This is a genomic window from Actinoallomurus sp. NBC_01490 (assembly GCF_036227085.1).
GTDB lineage: Bacteria > Actinomycetota > Actinomycetes > Streptosporangiales > Streptosporangiaceae > Actinoallomurus > Actinoallomurus oryzae.
In genome coordinates, this window is sequence record NZ_CP109433.1 from 4,863,602 (window position 1) to 4,880,030 (window position 16,429).

13 protein-coding genes are annotated in these 16,429 nt (G+C 72.7%); 3 read left to right on the top strand and 10 right to left on the bottom strand.

Annotated elements, in window-relative coordinates; genetic code table 11:
- Window positions 1–3: 3 nt before the first annotated feature.
- From OG417_RS22985 to OG417_RS23000, 4 genes are all read right to left on the bottom strand, one after another.
- Window positions 4–1,314, bottom strand: coding sequence for a vWA domain-containing protein (locus OG417_RS22985; protein WP_329259669.1), 1,311 nt, complete (start codon window positions 1,312–1,314; stop codon window positions 4–6).
- Window positions 1,315–1,348: 34 nt separating this feature from the next.
- Complete coding sequence (locus OG417_RS22990; RefSeq protein WP_329259672.1) at window positions 1,349–2,347, bottom strand: PP2C family serine/threonine-protein phosphatase; 999 nt, start codon at window positions 2,345–2,347, stop codon at window positions 1,349–1,351.
- Window positions 2,347–4,749, bottom strand: a complete 2,403-nt coding sequence (locus tag OG417_RS22995; RefSeq protein WP_329259675.1) for a serine/threonine-protein kinase — start codon at window positions 4,747–4,749, stop codon at window positions 2,347–2,349. The genes OG417_RS22990 and OG417_RS22995 overlap by 1 nt, the downstream gene beginning before the upstream one ends.
- Window positions 4,750–4,814: 65 nt before the next feature.
- Entirely contained in the window at window positions 4,815–6,014 is a 1,200-nt protein-coding gene (locus OG417_RS23000; RefSeq protein ID WP_329259678.1) for a hypothetical protein, read from the bottom strand.
- 329 nt (window positions 6,015–6,343) lie between these two features.
- Between OG417_RS23000 and OG417_RS23005 the strand changes: the two genes are divergently transcribed.
- The gene (locus OG417_RS23005; protein WP_329259681.1) at window positions 6,344–7,015 is read left to right on the top strand and encodes a FadR/GntR family transcriptional regulator; all 672 of its coding nucleotides are present in this window, start codon (window positions 6,344–6,346) and stop codon (window positions 7,013–7,015) included.
- 109 nt (window positions 7,016–7,124) lie between these two features.
- Here the strand turns inward: OG417_RS23005 and OG417_RS23010 are convergent, their stop codons facing one another.
- From OG417_RS23010 to OG417_RS23035, 6 genes are read right to left on the bottom strand one after another with little or no spacing between them, the layout of a single operon-like run.
- Window positions 7,125–8,339 carry an ABC transporter permease gene (locus OG417_RS23010; protein ID WP_329259684.1) on the bottom strand — a complete coding sequence of 405 codons (1,215 nt, stop codon included), beginning with the start codon at window positions 8,337–8,339 and terminating at the stop codon, window positions 7,125–7,127.
- Window positions 8,336–9,001 carry an ABC transporter ATP-binding protein gene (locus OG417_RS23015; protein ID WP_442875714.1) on the bottom strand — a complete coding sequence of 222 codons (666 nt, stop codon included), beginning with the start codon at window positions 8,999–9,001 and terminating at the stop codon, window positions 8,336–8,338. The genes OG417_RS23010 and OG417_RS23015 overlap by 4 nt, the downstream gene beginning before the upstream one ends.
- A 23-nt stretch (window positions 9,002–9,024) precedes the next feature.
- On the bottom strand, window positions 9,025–10,086 hold the full coding sequence (locus OG417_RS23020; RefSeq protein WP_329259689.1) for a peptidoglycan-binding protein: 1,062 nt from the start codon (window positions 10,084–10,086) through the stop codon (window positions 9,025–9,027).
- The gene (locus OG417_RS23025; RefSeq protein ID WP_329259692.1) at window positions 10,083–10,685 is read right to left on the bottom strand and encodes a hypothetical protein; all 603 of its coding nucleotides are present in this window, start codon (window positions 10,683–10,685) and stop codon (window positions 10,083–10,085) included. Before OG417_RS23025 ends, OG417_RS23020 begins: the two co-directional genes overlap by 4 nt.
- 47 nt (window positions 10,686–10,732) lie before the next feature.
- Window positions 10,733–12,511, bottom strand: coding sequence for a sensor histidine kinase (locus OG417_RS23030; RefSeq protein ID WP_329259695.1), 1,779 nt, complete (start codon window positions 12,509–12,511; stop codon window positions 10,733–10,735).
- A complete protein-coding gene (locus OG417_RS23035) occupies window positions 12,489–13,190 on the bottom strand; it encodes a response regulator transcription factor (protein ID WP_442875758.1) in 702 nt (233 codons plus the stop codon). The genes OG417_RS23030 and OG417_RS23035 overlap by 23 nt, the downstream gene beginning before the upstream one ends.
- 294 nt (window positions 13,191–13,484) lie before the next feature.
- Here OG417_RS23035 and OG417_RS23040 point away from each other — a divergent pair, with 294 nt between their 5' ends.
- Together OG417_RS23040 and sthA are read left to right on the top strand one after the other, a co-directional pair.
- On the top strand, window positions 13,485–14,858 hold the full coding sequence (locus OG417_RS23040; RefSeq protein ID WP_329259698.1) for a M1 family metallopeptidase: 1,374 nt from the start codon (window positions 13,485–13,487) through the stop codon (window positions 14,856–14,858).
- A 117-nt stretch (window positions 14,859–14,975) separates the two neighbouring features.
- Window positions 14,976–16,397, top strand: coding sequence for a Si-specific NAD(P)(+) transhydrogenase (gene sthA, locus OG417_RS23045; protein ID WP_329259700.1), 1,422 nt, complete (start codon window positions 14,976–14,978; stop codon window positions 16,395–16,397).
- Window positions 16,398–16,429 lie beyond the last annotated feature (32 nt).

Here is a 16,429-nt window from a genome sequence, read left to right on the forward strand (position 1 = left end):
GGATCAGGCTCCGCCCTTGCGCGTCCGTACGGTCTTGCTCGACCGGGTGTCCAGGGACATCTCGTCGGCCTTGTCGACGTTCTTCTTCAGCCGTACGGTGCCGGTCGCCTGGTCCTCGACGTCGACGACCTTGTCCAGCAGGCCGGCGATCGCCTCGTTGCCCGACTCGTGGGCGAGCTTGACCGCGCGGCCGAGGCGGGCGGTCGCGGTGTCGACGTCGCCGCTCTTGCGGGCCGCCAGTCCCTCCTGGATGGCCTCGGCGAGCTCGGCCTGGCCGGTGAAGTGGGCGACCTTCGGGTTGATGCGGGTCGACTGGGCCTCATCGTCGGTCCACTCCGCCAGGACGTTGCCGGTGGCGAGCACCTGCTCCTCGCCGCCGCCCGTGCCGGGCAGCACCAGCTTGACCCAGGCGGCGCGCAGCTCCTGGCCGATCGTGCCGGGGGGCACCTCGACGCAGATGTGGTAGTCGCGGCTCTCCGCGCCCCACGCGCCGATCGGGTAGTCGCCGGCGCGGGGCCCGGCCTCGACCCGCTTGCCGGTGAGGTCCTCGACGCTCGGCGTCACCTGTTTGACGAACCGCAGCCGCGCGGCCTGCGGCGTCCAGACCCGCAGGGCCACGTCGGCGACCGCCTTGCCCATGGCCGCCTCGGTCATCGCGCGGAAGTCGGCGACCAGGTCGTTCGGGCTGGCGACGATGTCGACGCTGCCGAGCATGGTCGAGGCCACCTTGCGCAGCTCGGCGACCTCCCAGTCCGTGCCGACACCGCGGCAGTCGCACACGAAGTGGCCGGCGCAGGACTGGAGGACGGCGTCGAGCTGCTCGGGGCTCTCGTGCTGGTTCTTGCCGTCGGTGAGGAGGATGGCGTGCCGGATGCCCTCCTGGTGGGCGGCGAACAGCCGGTCGGCCAGGCCCAGCCACGCGCCGATCGCGGTGCCGCCGGCCGGCCGCACGCGCTCCAGCGCCGCCTTGGCCTCCTGCCGGGTCTGCGGGTTCGCGGGGACGAGCTGCTCGCCGGCCGGGTAGACCATCCGCGCCCGCGCCGAACCGGACACGACCGCGAAGGCGACCCCGTCGCGGAGCGAGTCCACCGCGGTCTGCGCGGCCCGGATCGCCGCCGACATCTTGGTGCGCGGGTAGTCCATCGAACCGGAGGTGTCGATGATGATCACCTCGGCCGCGGAGGTCGACCGTACGGCGCCGGCGGCGGGTACGCCGCTCGCCTCGACCGTCACGATCGCGTGTACCTCCTGGCCCCCTTCGGGGAGGTACTTGTTCTGGTCGACCGTGAGAGTGAAATCGGGGTTGCCCGTCATGCGACTTCCTTCGTCGGAGGAGTGACCCGAGCGCTCATCGGGCCGGCTCCTGGGTCGGTTGTGCGGAAGGCGGCGTCTGCGGCCGGAAGGGGATGACGACGACGGTGATGTTGTCGCGTCCGCCCGCCTCGTTCGCCAGTCTGGTCAGCGTCCGCGCCGCCTCCAGGGGCTCCGACGCGGCGGCAGGGGCGGCCTCGGCGAGCCGGGCGGGCTCGGGGTAGTAGTTCCACAGCCCGTCGCTGCACACGAGGATCACTCCCGGGGTGTCCGGGGTGAGGGTGCGTACGTGGGGTTCCGCGTCGATGGCGTCCGCACCGAGCCACGCGGTGATCACGTGCGCGTTCGGGTGCCGTTCGGCCTCCTCCTCGGTGAGCGCCCCGGAGGCGACCATCTGGCCCGCCCACGAGTCGTCCTCGGTCAGCTGCGCGCCCTCGCCGCTTGCGGGCAGCCAGTAGGCGCGGCTGTCGCCGATCCAGCCGATCGTCACCGCGTCGCCGTGCACCAGCGCCGAGACGTAGGTGCACGACGGGGGCTCGGTCGGCTGGGTGTCGTCCCCGTCCCCGCCGACCAGGGCGGCCACGGCCTCGGCGGCCCGCGCGGCGGCCGTACGGGTGGCGGACTCGGCGTCCTGCCCGGCCGCGCGCAGCTCGGCGAGCGCGGCGGCCCCGGTGTCGGCGGCGACACGCGAGGCGTCCTCGGGGCGCGTGGAGGAGGAGACGCCGTCGCACACGACGCCGGCCACGCCGTCGGCGGTCACGGCCAGCGCCATCGCGTCCTCGTTGCGGCTGTGCCGCAGGCCGCGGTCGCTCACGCCCGCCGCCCCGGTGACCTCCAGCTCGATGTGATCGGTGCCGTCGGGCTGGCGCAGCCCGCACTGCTCGCAGTAGCCGTCGCTGATCGTGGTGCCGCCGCACCCCGGGCAGCGGGGCACGGGCGCGTCGAGGCGGTGGCCGCACGCCTCGCAGTAGTCCTCATCCGGGTACACCGGCAGATCGCAGATCGGGCAGGCGCGCTCTTCGGTCGTCGCGGCCATCAGATCAGCGTCCTCGGGCGCGCGGCGTTGGCGCGGACGACGAGGTCGTGGCGTTCGGCCGGGGTGTCGGCGAGGCGGGCCAGCGCGCGGTAGGTCTCCTCCAGCCGGCCGCGCAGGGCGCGTTCGGTCAGAGACGCATCGAAAAGTGTTCCGTTGCGGGGCGCGTCACCGGTGGCGTGCGCCCAGGTGAGGGCGGTCTCCAGGACCTCGGCCACGAGCCGGCCGCGCTGCTCGCCGTCGAGCTTGAGGGGGGACAGCCGGCCGCCCGCGCCGAGGAGTTCCGGCTCGGTCAGCTCGGCCGGGTTACGGCCGCGGATCGCGGTCGCCACCGCCGCGACCTGCGCGGCGACGTGGTGGCTGGAGATGCTCGGCACCGAGTCGAGCACGGCTACGGCGGCGGCGCGGTCGCCGGCCGCCAGCCGCGCGCGTGCCAGCCCGAACGCGGCGCTGATGTAGCCGTTGTCGGTGCGCCAGACCCGCTCGTACAGGTCCGCGGCCCCGGCGTGGTCGCCGCGGTGCGCCCGGCAGTAGGCGAGAGCCAGCTTGGGCGGCGCCTCGCCGGGCAGCAGGGAGTACATCTCGTCGAAGAGCCCTTCGGCCCGCGCGACGTCCCCGGAGGCCAGCACGGCCACCGCCTCGTACCACGGGATCCGCCAGTCGCCGGGCCGCTCGGCGGCCAGCTCGCCCAGCAGCCGGTGCGCCTCGGCGATGTCGCCGAGCTCGATGCGGACGCGTGCCAGCGTCAGGCGCACCTCCGGCGAGGGGTTCGGCGCGGCGGACAGCGCGGGCACGAGCTGCTCCGCCTCGGCGCTGGTCAGGCCGGCGAGGAACCCCGCGGAGGGGTCGCCCGCGTCCACCAGGGGAGTCGGCAGCGCGGCGGCCACGTCCGCCGGCGTGGGCGAGTCGAGCACCGAGCCCGTGTCGCCGGCCAGCTCGGTGCCGACGGCCCGCAGCTCCATGCCGAACAGCGAGGAGCGGCCGGGGCGCGGCTGCCCGTCCTCGGCCGACAGGACCTCCCGGAGCACGCCCGTGAGCTGGTCGGCCATGTCCGTCGCGTCGGCGAACCGCGCCTCGGGCTCGGTGTGGGTGGCCCGCCGCAGCAGCCGGTCGTAGGACTCGAACCGCTGGAGCAGCGGGATCTCCGCGCGGTCCGGCAGGCGGTTGGCGTACGTGGTGGTGAAGTTCTTGAACGGGAAGCTGAGCACCGCGAGCGTACGGCCGACGGTGTAGAGGTCGGAGCTGACCGAGGGGCCCCGCTCGGCGATCTCGGGGGCCTGGTAGCCGATCGTGCCGTAGATCGCGCTGTCCATGTCGTCGACGCGGCGGACCCCGCCCAGGTCGATGAGCTTGAGCTGCTCATCGGACTGGATGGCGTTGTCCGGCTTGAGGTCGCAGTAGAGCAGGCCGACGCCGTGCAGGTAGCCGAGCGCGCGCAGCAGCTCCAGCCCGTACGCGATGGCCTGTCCGAGCGGCAGCGCGTCATCGCCGGCCTTGCGGCGTTCGAGCAGCACGTCCTTGAGCGGCTTGCCGCCGACGTACTCCATGACGATGTAGCCGGAGCCGCCGTGCTGGACGAAGTTGTAGATCTTGACGATGTTCGGGTGCTCGACCTCGGCGAGGTAGGAGCGCTCGGCGGCGGCGGCCGCGAGCGCGTCCGCGTCGCCGGTGTCGAGCAGACCCTTGAGCACGACCCAGCGGTCGTTGACGTTGCGGTCGCGGGCGAGGTAGATCCAGCCGAGGCCGCCGTGCGCGAGGCAGCCGAGCACCTCGTACTGCCCGCCGACCAGGTCGCCCGCCTTGAGCTTGGGGGTGAAGGAGTAGCCGGCGCCGCAGTTCGGGCAGAAGCCCTCCGTACGGCCCGGCCGCCCGCCGCGCGCCCGGCCGACCGGCTCACCGCAGCCGCTGCAGAACCGCTTGTGCTCGGCGACCTCGGGATTCTCCTTGATCGCCGTGGTCGGGTCGCGGTAGGGGACGCGGGGTACCTCGACCAGCCCGGCGCCCAGCATGCCGCGCCCCGACGACCGCGAGCGCGTGGAGCCGGTGCGGACGCTGCGGCTGGACCGGATGCTGCCGGTGATCGAGCTGCCGGTCGTGACGCTCGGCGTGCTGCCCGAGGCGCCGCCGGACGTGGCCGGAGGCGACGCGGGAGGCGACCCGCAGGTGGAGCAGTAGCCGTCCTCGATCACGCCGTCGCAGCCCGGCCGGCCGCACCGCCCATCGGGCACGGCGGCGGGCGCGGGGGCCTCCGGCGCAGGGGCGGCGGGCTTCGCGGCGGGGGCGGGCGCCATGCCGCAGGTCGTGCAGTAGCCGTCCTCGACGGTGCCGGCGCACCCCGGCTGGGTGCAGCGGCCCGCCGGGGCGCTCGCGGCCGACGCGCTCGGGCCGCTGAGTCCAGGTGCCATACCGCATTGGACGCAGTAACCGTCCTCGACCGTTCCCGTGCATCCCGGCTGGGTGCACCGAATCATCAAGCCGTCCCCTCCGCGCGCGATGCGATCGCCCGCTGGTAGTCCGCCAGCGCCCTCGTGGCCCCGCGCAGGTCGCACGGTGAGGTCCAGAGCAGGTCATACGCCCGCTGGTGCAGTCCGGTGAGCTCGGTGTCCTCGGCCAGCCCGAGCCGGCCCGCCTTGGCCTTGTACGCGTCGAGCCGTCCGCGCAGTTCGTCGCGCCGGTCCAGCACGCCGGTGATCAGCGCGGTCGTCTGGCGCGCCTGGTCGAGCGCGGTGGCGGCGGCCTGCTCGACCTCGGCGGCGCGCGTCGCCAGCTCGAGCCACCGGCCCTCGCCGCGCAGCCCCTCCAGGGCGGCGAGCCGGTCGCGGAGCGCGACCGACGTCACCGGGATGTCGGGCAGCGCCGGTGAGTCGATCTTTGCGAGGACCTGGTCCCTGGCCTCGGCGGCCTCGTGCTCGGCCGTCTCGACCAGGCCGATCGTGGCCTCGATGCCGCGGGCCCGCGCGTCGTGCTCGTCGCGGATCCGCAGGGCGTCCTCCAGCCGGCCGCGCAGGGCCGCGAGGTCGGTGCCGATCGCGTCGATCCGCGTGGTGTCGGCCTGGCCGCCGGACGTGAGCGCCATCGGGTCGGACCGTACGGTCTCGCGTACCGCCGCGAGGAGCCCGGACAGCTCGTCGAACTCCGGTTCGCGCACGCCGAGGGCGCCGTGCAGGGCGGCCACCGCGCGCGCCGTCTCCTCCACCTCGCCCAGGCGGGTGAGCAGGGCCGACCAGACCTCGTTCACCGCGGCGACCAGGCCGGCGGTCTCCTCGTACAGGGGCGTCATCCGCTCGATCACGCCGTCGAGCGTCAGCCACTCGCCGGTCGGCCCGAGCAGGGTCCGCTCCTCCAGCGGGATCTCCTCGCTCACCAGCTCGACGGAGGTGCCGGTGAGCAGGCGGGTCAGCTCGGCGAGCTGGGCCTGACCGGGCTTGGAGTGCCGCGCCCGCAGTTCCTCGGCCTCGCCGAGCACTTTTCCGTGGGCCTCGAACAGTTTCCACAACGTGGCCATCCGGCCGCTGATGCCGGCCCAGGACCGCTCGGTCTCGCCGGTCAGCCGGGTGCCCTTCAGCATCTGGTAGCCCTGGTGGTCCTCGAGCTCCAGCAGGCCCTGGGTGATGCGTTCGCGCTCGCCTTTAAGGCGTGTCAGCGTACGGTCGATCTCGTCCCGGCTCATCGACCGGCCGACTCCCGCGTCCCCCAGCAAACCGACCCTCGTCCGTGCTCGACCCCGTGTGCACCGTGAGAAAAAAGGCGGCTCGACGCATTGTTCCGATGCCGCGCTTATCGGTGGATCAGTTTCCACCAAGAACCGTGGTCATCACAAGCGATCTGCGCATTCTGGGAGATAAGGCCTCCGTCGGTCATGCGCGGGGACGGCGCGCGGTATCGGCGGTGGAGGAGAGTCAAGGCGGGTTACGGGGCGGCCCGGGCATGCCGCGTGGGACGCTTGGCAGAGACGGACGGGCCCGGGACGGTCGACCCGGGGAGCTGGGGTAGGGGAACATGCCGATCACTGACGAGGCGATCGAGAAGATCAAGGGGATGATCGTTTCGGGTGAGCTCCGGCCTGGGGACCGGTTGCCGAAAGAGGCCGACCTGGCCGCCCAGCTGGGGTTGTCCCGCAATTCTCTGCGCGAGGCCGTGCGCGCGCTGTCGCTCGTGCGCATCCTCGACGTGCGCCAGGGCGACGGCACGTACGTCACGAGCCTGGAGCCCAAGGCCCTCCTCGACGGGCTGAGCTTCATCGTCGACCTGCACCACGACGCGACCGTGCTGGAGTTCTTCGAGGTCCGCCGCATCCTCGAGCCCGCCGCCACGGCCCTCGCGGCGCAGAAGATCAGCCTCGAGACGGTGGACTCGCTGCGCGACCACCTCGCCCGCGTCACCGGCGACTCCTCCGTGGAGGACCTCGTCGAGAACGACCTGGAGTTCCACCGCCGCATCGCCGAGGCGGCCGGCAACGCGGTGCTCTACTCCCTGGTTGAGACGCTGTGCGGGCCGACCGTCCGGGCGCGGGTCTGGCGCGGGCTCACCCAGGAGGGCGCCCTCAGGCGCACGCTGGACGAGCACCACGCGATCCTCGACGCGCTCGCCGCCCGCGAGGCGGACGTCGCACGCGCCCTGGCGACGGTGCACATCGCCGGCGTGGAGCAGTGGCTGCGCAAGGCGCTCTGAGCGGCACCCCGCGACGTGCTCGACCGCATCGGCGGCCGGGTCACCTTCCGGTACGGTACGGCGCTCGGACCTGCGACCTGACTCGGGTCACGCGGTCGGGTTCCGCCGGTCAGCCGGTGGCGAGGGCTTCGACCGGGGTCAGGCGGGCCGCGCGGGTGGCAGGGTAGAGGCCGGCGAGCATGCCGATCACCAGTGCGGAGCCGATGCCGCCGAGCACCGCGCCCGCGGGGATGACCGCGGGCCAGCCGCGGGCCACCGCGTAGCCCGCGGTGCCCAGCGCGCCGAGCGCCGCGCCGGCGAGTCCGCCGTAGACGCTGAGAGCCATCGACTCCACGAGGAACTGGCCGCGGACCTGCCCTCTGGTGCTGCCCAGGGCGCGTCGCAGCCCGATCTCGGGACGGCGTTCGAGTACCGCGATCACCATGGTGTTGGCCACCCCGACACCGCCGACGAGCAAGGCCACTCCGGCGAGTCCGAGGAACAGCCCGGAAAAGGCGGTGACGGTGATGCGCTTGGCGGCCAACACGTCGGATGGACGGCTGACCTCGACGCGGGCCGGGTTCTCGGGGAACACCGTCGCGGCGAGCACCGACCGTACGCTTTCGATCTGGTCTTCCTGTGCGCGGACGAAAAGCTCGGTCGGGTGGCCGTCGAATCCCAGCCATCGGCGTGCGGCCGGCCAGCCGACCAGGACCGAGCGTTCGACGTCCGGCGCGAGCGGGAGCGGCGCGAGCACGCCGACGACGGTGAACCGGCGGCTGCCGATCCACACGGTCGGCGCGGATCCGCCCGGCACGACCTCGGTGATCCCGAGCCGCGTCGCGGCCTTGTCGCCCAGGACGACCGTCGGCAGCGCGGCGGTGGTCGCGTCCAGGTACCGGCCGGACGCGACGTGTCCGCCGATGGCGGGCAGCAAGCCGGTCTCGGCGGCGAGCACGGTCAGCCCGGAGCCGTCTTCGGGCGGGATGCGGTCGGAGCGGCGCACCTCGGCGTGGGTGTTCGCGACCGCGCTCGCGCGCTGGACCGGCCCGATCCGGGCGACCATCCGCGCCGCGGGCTCGGGCACCGGCGGCAGCTCGTGGGTCCGCTGATCGAATGTCGACTGCACCACCAGCAGGTTGGTGCCGAGTGCGGAGAGCCGGTCCTCCAGCGCCCGCCGACCGGACGCGGGGATCCCCACCACCATGACGATGGTCGCGATCCCGATCGCGATCCCCAGCGCGGACAGCACGGCGCGTACCGGGCGGGTTCGCAAGCCCGACAGCCCCAGCACGAGCAGGTCCGCCGGCGTCATCCGCACCGGCGTGGTCGGGGGACGACTCACCCGCACACCTCCTGTGGTGTTCCGGAGTCCAGGCGGACCCGGCCGTCGACCATCTCGACCCGGCGGGGCAGCGCCGCGGCGATGTCGCGGTCATGGGTGATGACCGCGATGGTGGTCCCGGCGCGGTTGAGGTCCTGCAACAGGCCGAGGATCGTACGGCCGGTCGCGGTGTCGAGTGCGCCGGTCGGCTCGTCCGCCAGGACGATCGCCGGTTCGTTGACCAGCGCGCGGGCGATCGCCACCCGCTGGCGTTCCCCGCCGGACAGCTCGTACGGGCGGTGTGCCGCGCGGGGACCGAGGCCGACGCGTTCCAGCGCCTCGGCGACCAGCGGGCCTCGCCGCCGCCGGGGCACCCCCGCGTACAGCAGTCCCGTGGCCACGTTCTCCGCCGCGGACAGACCGCCGGCGAGGTGGAAGTGCTGGAACACGAAGCCGATCCGCCGTGCCCGCAACGCCGACAGGCTGCGGTCCGGCAGGGCCGCCACGTCGATGCCCTCGACCGCGAGACCGCCGCTGGTCGGCCGGTCCAGCGTGCCCATCACGTGCAGCAGGGTCGACTTGCCCGACCCGGACGGTCCGACGACCGCCAGCAGCTCACCCCGGCGGATCTCAAGGGACACGTCGTCGAGTGCGCGCACGCCACCGGGGTAGACCTTGCTCACGTTCCTGACGGTGAGGGCCGGCGTCATGACGCGACCACCACCCGCAGGCCCTCGGCCAGTCCGGTGCCCGCGACCTCCACCATGCCGTCGGCGAACAGGCCGGTCCGAACGCCGACGAGGGCCGTTCTGCCACCGCCCACGACCTGCACCGCGTACCCGCCTTCGGCCAGCGCGAGCAGCGCGGTCACGGGGACCGCGAGCACGCCGCGGCGCACCTCGTTGGTCACCTTGATCTGAACCGTCCCCTCCACCTTCGCCATCGCCGCCTGGTGTGCCACCGTCACGGTGGCGGTCCGCGCCGACGCGCCGTCGTCTCCGGCTCCCGTGTCCTGCGCGGACGGTGTGCTGACCTTGGCCACCCGTCCTGCGGTGTGGCTCCCGCCGGGCAGCAGCACCGTGACCTTCACGCCCGGCTTCACCGCGGAGACATCGGCCTGCGTGGGGTCGAGCTGCACGACGACCACCTTGCGCACGGAGGTGTAGCCGAACAGCTCGGCGGTCGCGGGGGAGCCGGGCCGCGCCTTCAGGAAGCCGATCCGCACCGCGTGCGGCAGCATCACCGCGTCGCCCACGCCCAGCGTGCCGGTCGAGCGCAGACCGCTCGCCTTCTGCCAGCGTTTCAAGGCCGCCTCGGTGCCGCGCCCGAAGGTGTCCCCGGCGCCGGCGCCGGCGACGCCGTAGCCCATGGCGCGCAGGTTCTCGGTCAGCTCGCGGACGTCCGGTCCGGCCGGGACACCGGCGCGCAGGGTGCGATACAGCGGCGTCGGGCCGATCAGCAGCGGGACCGGCCTCGCGTTCACCTCATACAGCCGCTGCCCGCGCCCGACCACCGTTCCCACCGCGGGCAGCCAGGTCAACGTGCCCCGCTTGCGGCCGGTGAACGGGATCGTGGCTCCGTGGCCGACCGTGCCGCCGAGAGTGAACGAGGTGTCCAAATCCATCCGGCGGATCACGGCGGTCTGGGCGGCGGCCGGCGTGGCGACCGGCGCGGCCGGGGAACGCCTGGCCGGTCTGCTGTAGGTCACCACCGCGCCCACGGTGACGGCGAGCGCGGCGCCGAGTCCCGGGAGCAGCCACCGCCTCATTTCCTACCGCCGCCGACGACGACCTCCTTCTCGCACGTCGGCGTAAGGTTCAGGCCCTTGCTGATCGACCCGGGGTCGTTGTTCTTGCCGCCGAAGGAGATGGAGTTCTGGTCGTCGCCCGGACCCGCGGGTTCCTCCTCGACGTACCGCACTCCCTTGGCGCGCAGACACTGCACCAGCTTGTGGATGAAGTCCAGGGACTCGGGGTTGGCCCTGTCGTACTGCCACGCCGGCAGCGGCTTCATCGGCAGGCAGGCGGCCTCGGCCTTGGCCTGGACCTTGGAGTCGACCGGACGCCCCGGCACCGCGGCCGGCCTCCCGGCCGGGGCGCGGCCTGCCTTCGGACCGGCGCCGTGGTCCGACAGGCACCGGTTGTAGGTCTCCCAGAGCGCGTCGCTCTCCTCGGGCGTCATGTCCAGCCGCTCTCGGGGCCGGGCCACGGCCGGCGTTCCGTTCGAGGCACGCGCGCCCGCGGTGGCGGTGGTGCCCGGGGTCCGCAGCGTCGCCACCTTGTGGGCGGGCTCGGACGAGCCGCAGGCGGCCAGTGCGGGCAGCGTGGCCAGCGAGGCGATGACGACGATGCGTCGTGTAAGCGTCATGATCGACATGGTGGTCGGCGAATGTGAAGAAGTTGTCAGGGCGGCGTTCAGGTTTCTTCGCGAGCCGCCGGGAGCCGGATCGTGAACGTCGTTCCCGCACCGAGGGTGCTGGTCACCGTCACGGTGCCGTGGTGCGCCTCCACCAGGTGCCGGACGATGGCCAGCCCGAGACCTCGCCCCCCGGTGACACGGCTGCGCGAACGGTCGGCGCGCCAGAACCGTTCGAACACGTGCGGCAGGTCCTCCGGTGCGATGCCGCTGCCGGTGTCCTCGACCTCGATCACCACCTCCTCGCCGGCTCGGCGGCCGCGCAGCGTGATCCGGCCGTCCGGCGGAGTGTGCCGTACCGCGTTGACGACCAGATTCCCGACGGCCTGCCGCAACCGGACCGGGTCGGCGTCGAGTTGGAGGTTCCCGGACGTCTCGACCGCGAGCCGGGTCGGGTGCACGGCGGCGGCCTGGGCCAGCAGCGCGCCGGCGTCCATCGGCTCGGGCCGCAACCGCAGCCGCCCGGCGTCGGCCGAGGCGAGCTCCTGCAGGTCGTCGACCAGGTGCTGGAGCACGAGGGCCTCCTCCAGCAGCGAGGCCAGCAGTTCGGGTCCGAGCTCGGCCACCCCGTCCTGTGCGGCGATCAGCCAGCCTCGGATGTTGCCCAGCGGTGTGCGCAGCTCATGCGAGACGTCGCTGACGAGGTCCTTGCGCTGTCGCTCCGTACGGTCCAGGTGCTCGGACATCTCGTTGAAGGCGGTGGCCAGGTCGGCGATCTCCCACTTCGCCCGTACCTCGGCGCGGGTGGCGCGGTCGCCGGCGCGCATCCGCTCGGTCGCGGCGGTCAGCGCCTTGAGCGGCCGCAGCACCCGGCCGGCGAGCAGGGCGCTCACGCCGATGGTGAGGGCCAGGACGGCCAGCGCGGCGGTGATGATCTCGGACACGCCCGCCGCGGGCAGCCCGACCACGGTCTGTCGCCCCGCGGGAACGCTGATGAACAGCAGCACCGCCGGTGAGACGTACGGCTCCAGCAGGATGCGCCTGCTCGATCCGAGGCAGTCGAAGAACGCCTGCCGGTCGGGCGGGGCGGCCGCCGGCACGAGACCGCCCATGGCGGTGAGCCGGACCTTCGACGCCGGGAGGGAACGGTCTTTGAGGCACGAACCGAGGTAGTCGTTCAGGATCGCCAGGGCGCTTGCCTCGGTGGCCACCGGCTTGACGACCGCGTTCCCTCGGGGCATGCGGTCGCACCGCGAGGCGGGCCGTACGGACGAACGGACGTACGGCCGGCCGGCGGCGGACTCGGCGACGACGGCGTCCTGCCCACGGGCGCGCATGCACGCGGCCTCGGCGTCCGCTTCACGGCGCAGCGCGACGTGTTCGCGCGGCGGCAGCCGGAACGGGCCGACGGCGCGCGTGTCGATCCTGTCGTCGGAGACGTCCGGCAGCAGCGTGACGTCGACGGCGAGGGGATCGACGACGGCGGTCGGCGTGGCCGGCAGCGGAGGATCGTCGGCCCCGAACGCCCCGGCGATCGGCACCCTGTTGCCCGCCGTGAGACCGATCCGCAGGCCGGCGCGCCGGCTCACGTCGGCCAGGACCGGGGCCACCTCGTTCCACCCCGGATGGGTCGCCCCGTAGGCCAGCACCTGGTTGTAGATCCAGGCCACGGTCGCGCGGTTCTGGCCCTGCTCCGCCCGGATCGAGCCGGTGGTGCTCTGTACCGACAGCCACGCGGTCGCGCCGATCGAGCAGGCCGCGACCAGCACCGTGCCGGCCAGCAGCCGGACCCGAAGGCCTCGCCGCCGACGCGGCTCAGCCGTCGGACCGGCGGCCATCGACGATCTTGTATCCGACGCCGTAGACGGTGCGCAGGTAGGTGGGCCTGCGCGGGTCGTCCTCGAGTTTCTTGCGCAGGTTCATCACGTGCACGTCGATCGTGCGCTCGGTGATGTAGCCGTCCAGCCCGCGGGCGTGTTCGAGAAGCTGGCGGCGGCTGAACACCTGACCGGGCGCCGCCATCAGCGTGGCGGCGATGCGGAACTCCGCGGGAGTGCAGGCGACGGGCCGTCCGCCGACCCGTAGCTCATGCCGGAGCAGGTCCAGAGCGAGGCCGCCGACCCGCAACGGCGGCGCCGCCGGACCGGAGGAGGACCGCGAACGCCGCAGCAGCGACCGCACGCGTGCCATCAGCTCGCGAGGGTCGTACGGCTTGGTCAGGTAGTCGTCGGCGCCGAGGTCGAACCCGAGCAGCTTGTCGTCCGCGTCGGCCCTGGCCGTGGCCATCAGCACCGGCAGGTCGTATTCCCGCCGGAGCGCCCTGCACACGTCCAGGCCGTCGAGCCCGGGCATCATCACATCGAGCACCAGCAGGTCGGGGGAGTTCCAGCGGACCTCGTCGATCGCCGACCGGCCGTCGCCCACGACCTGCACCGTGTGGTCCTCGCGACGCAGGTAACGCCGGACCAGTTCCGCCTGCTTCGGATCGTCCTCGGCCACCAGGATGTACGCGCACACAAGAGCCCTCTCACCGTTGGCGCCATGACCGCCCGCCGCCATGATCCCGTCTGCCCGCCCGGGCTGTCCGGCCATCGCCCGATCTCCGGCGGCGTACGCCCAGAGTCACGTCGATCCGCAGCAGGTTTGCGACAGGACCGCGACGCGGCGCGGACGCCGGTCGGACATCGCCGGCAGACCCTGTCGTTCATGAATCTCATCCGAGGCAGGAGATCCGGCGATCGCCGGTCCGCCGAACCGCATCGGCACGGCTCGCGCCGCGAACAGGCGCGTGGAAAAGCGCGCAGGGCCTTGGTGGCCACGACCGTGCTGGCCGGCGCGGTGGGGGGCGCCGGCACGAGCTTCGGCGCCGACGGTTCGCCGCGCCTGCGCACGGTGGCGGACGCGGCCGACGCGGGCGGCGGGAAGTACGACGTCACCGGTTATGGCATCACGATGAGCTACCGGCCGGACACCCGAACGGTCCGGGGCGTCACGGTGGTCACCGCCACGGCGGTCGAGGCGCTGGATCGGTTCACGCTCAACCTCAGCGGGCCGACGGCCCGTTCGGTCACGGTCGATTCGAAACCGGCGAGGTCCTTCTCACAGACCGGAGCGAAGGATCTCCTCATCGTGCCGTCGGCGAGGATCGGCCGCGGAGCCCGGTTCCAGGTCCGGGTCGAGTATGACGGATCACCGGGAGCCGGGTGGTTGCCCACCACGTCGGGCGGAGGCACCGCGTTCGAGGGAAGCTCCAGCGCGTGGTTCCCCGTCCACGAGGACGCGCACGACAAGGCGGCCTTCCACCTGACGGCGACCGTGCCGGACGGTTGGAGCGTCGTTTCCGTAGGCCGGGAGCATCCGGTGAGGCGCGGCTCCACCGGCGCCACGTTCCGCTGGACAGAGCCTTACGTCGACCCCGCCGACCTCGCCGTCTCCATCGACCGTTTCACGGTCGAGCGGTCCGCGCCGGCCGACGGAACCCCGGTGGTCAACGCGTACGCCCCAGGCCTGCGGAAGTCGACGAAGCCGCTGGCGGACAGGTTGCCGGAAATCCTCCGGTTCCTTTCCAGAAGGTTCGGCCCGTACCCGTTCCGGGCGGCCGGCAACGTGTTCGTCCAGGTGGACGACGACGCGCCGGCGACCGCGCCGCAGACCCGGCCGGTATACCTCGGCGCCGGCAACGAGCAGTTCATGACCCTCGACGCGGTCGTCCACGAGCAGGCTCACCAGTGGTACGGGGTCTCGGCCGCCGCCCGCCGGCCCGAGGACGACTGCCTGGCCGAGTGCTTCGCCGCCTACGCCACGTGGTTGTGGAACGAGGACAGGGACGGCGTCGACCTCGATGCCCGCTACCGCGAGCAGGTCGAGGCAGAGAGGGACGACGCCGATTTCTGGAAGGAGCTCTACCGGCCGGGTGAGGCACCGGGGATCAACGAGTACGGCAAGGGCGCGCTCGCTCTGCACGCACTCCGCCGGCAGATCGGAGACGGGGCCTTCTACCGGTTGATCGGACAGTGGCCGCGGGAGCACCGCGGCGACTACGTCGATTGGCCGCAGTTCGAGGCGTTCGCACAGAAGGTCGCCGGGCAGGACCTCACCGGCTTCTTCCAAGCGTGGTTCCGCGGCGCGACAGTGCCCGCCGACCAGTACCTCTGGCCCGGCACGTTGACGTCAGGGCCGCGCTGACCACCGTTCATCGAACAGTGGGTACACGACCGGACCGGCGGAATCCTTTCGCCGGTCCGGTCCGGAAGAGACCAGGGTGGACTGGATCACCGGGCGGCACCACGCCAGACTAGGAACGTGTACGACTTCGACGTACTTGTCCTGGGATCCGGGCCCGGGGGGCAGAAAGCGGCGATCGCCGCGGCGAAGCTCGGCCGCCGGGTGGCGGTCGTCGAACGCCGGAACATGATCGGCGGGGTGTGCATCAACACCGGCACCATCCCGTCCAAGACGCTCCGCGAGGCGGTGCTCTACCTGACCGGGCTCAACCAGCGCGAGCTGTACGGCCAGAGCTACCGGGTCAAGGAGGAGATCACCGTCGCCGACCTCGCGGCGCGCACCCAGCACGTGGTCGGCCGCGAGATCGACGTGATCCGAAGCCAGCTCTTCCGCAACCACGTCGCCCTCCTGGACGGCACGGCGCGCTTCGCCGACCCGCACACCGTCAAGGTGAGCGACCCGCTGACCGGACGCGAGAGCAAGTTCAGCGCCGACAAGGTCATCATCGCCACCGGCACGCATCCGGCGCGCCCGGACACGGTCGAGTTCGACGACACCACGATCATCGACTCGGACGGCATCATCAGCCTCGAACGCCTTCCGCAGACCATGGTCGTCGTCGGCGCCGGGGTGATCGGCATCGAGTACGCCTCGATGTTCGCCGCCCTCGGCACCAAGGTCACCGTGGTCGAGCGCCGGGAGCGCATGCTCGAGTTCTGCGACCTGGAGATCGTCGAGGCGCTCAAGTACCACCTGCGGGACCTCGCGGTGACCTTCCGGTTCGGCGAGACCGTCGCCGCGGTGGAGCGCCGGTCCTTCGGCGGTGTACGGAGCGGCGCGATGACCATCCTGGAGAGCGGCAAGAAGATCCCCGCGGACACGGTCATGTACTCCGCGGGCCGCCAGGGCTCCACGGACGACCTCGACCTGGACCGGGCCGGCCTGACCGCCGACGCACGCGGGCGCATCGAGGTCGACGAGTACTTCCGCACCACCGTGCCGCACATCTACGCGGTCGGTGACGTGATCGGCTTCCCGGCCCTGGCGGCGACGTCCATGGAGCAGGGCCGCCTGGCCGGTCACCACGCGTGCGGCGAGCCGGCGCGCGAGATGCAGCGGACCCAGCCGATCGGCATCTACACGATCCCCGAGATCAGCTTCGTCGGCCGTACGGAGGACGAGCTGACGGCCGAGCGCATCCCGTTCGAGGTCGGCATCTCCCGCTACCGCGAGCTGGCGCGAGGGCAGATCATCGGCGACTCGTACGGCATGCTGAAGCTGCTGGTGTCCCCGGAGGACCGCCGCCTGCTGGGCGTGCACGTCTTCGGCACGGGCGCGACCGAGCTCGTGCACATCGGCCAGACCGTGATGGGCTGCGGAGGGACGATCGACTACCTGGTCGACGCCGTGTTCAACTACCCGACCCTGGCGGAGTCGTACAAGGTCGCCGCCCTGGACACGATCAACAAGATGCGCCAGGTCGCCGCGCTGTCCGAGTAGGGGCGCCGAGGCGGAGGCGCCGGGGCCTCCCG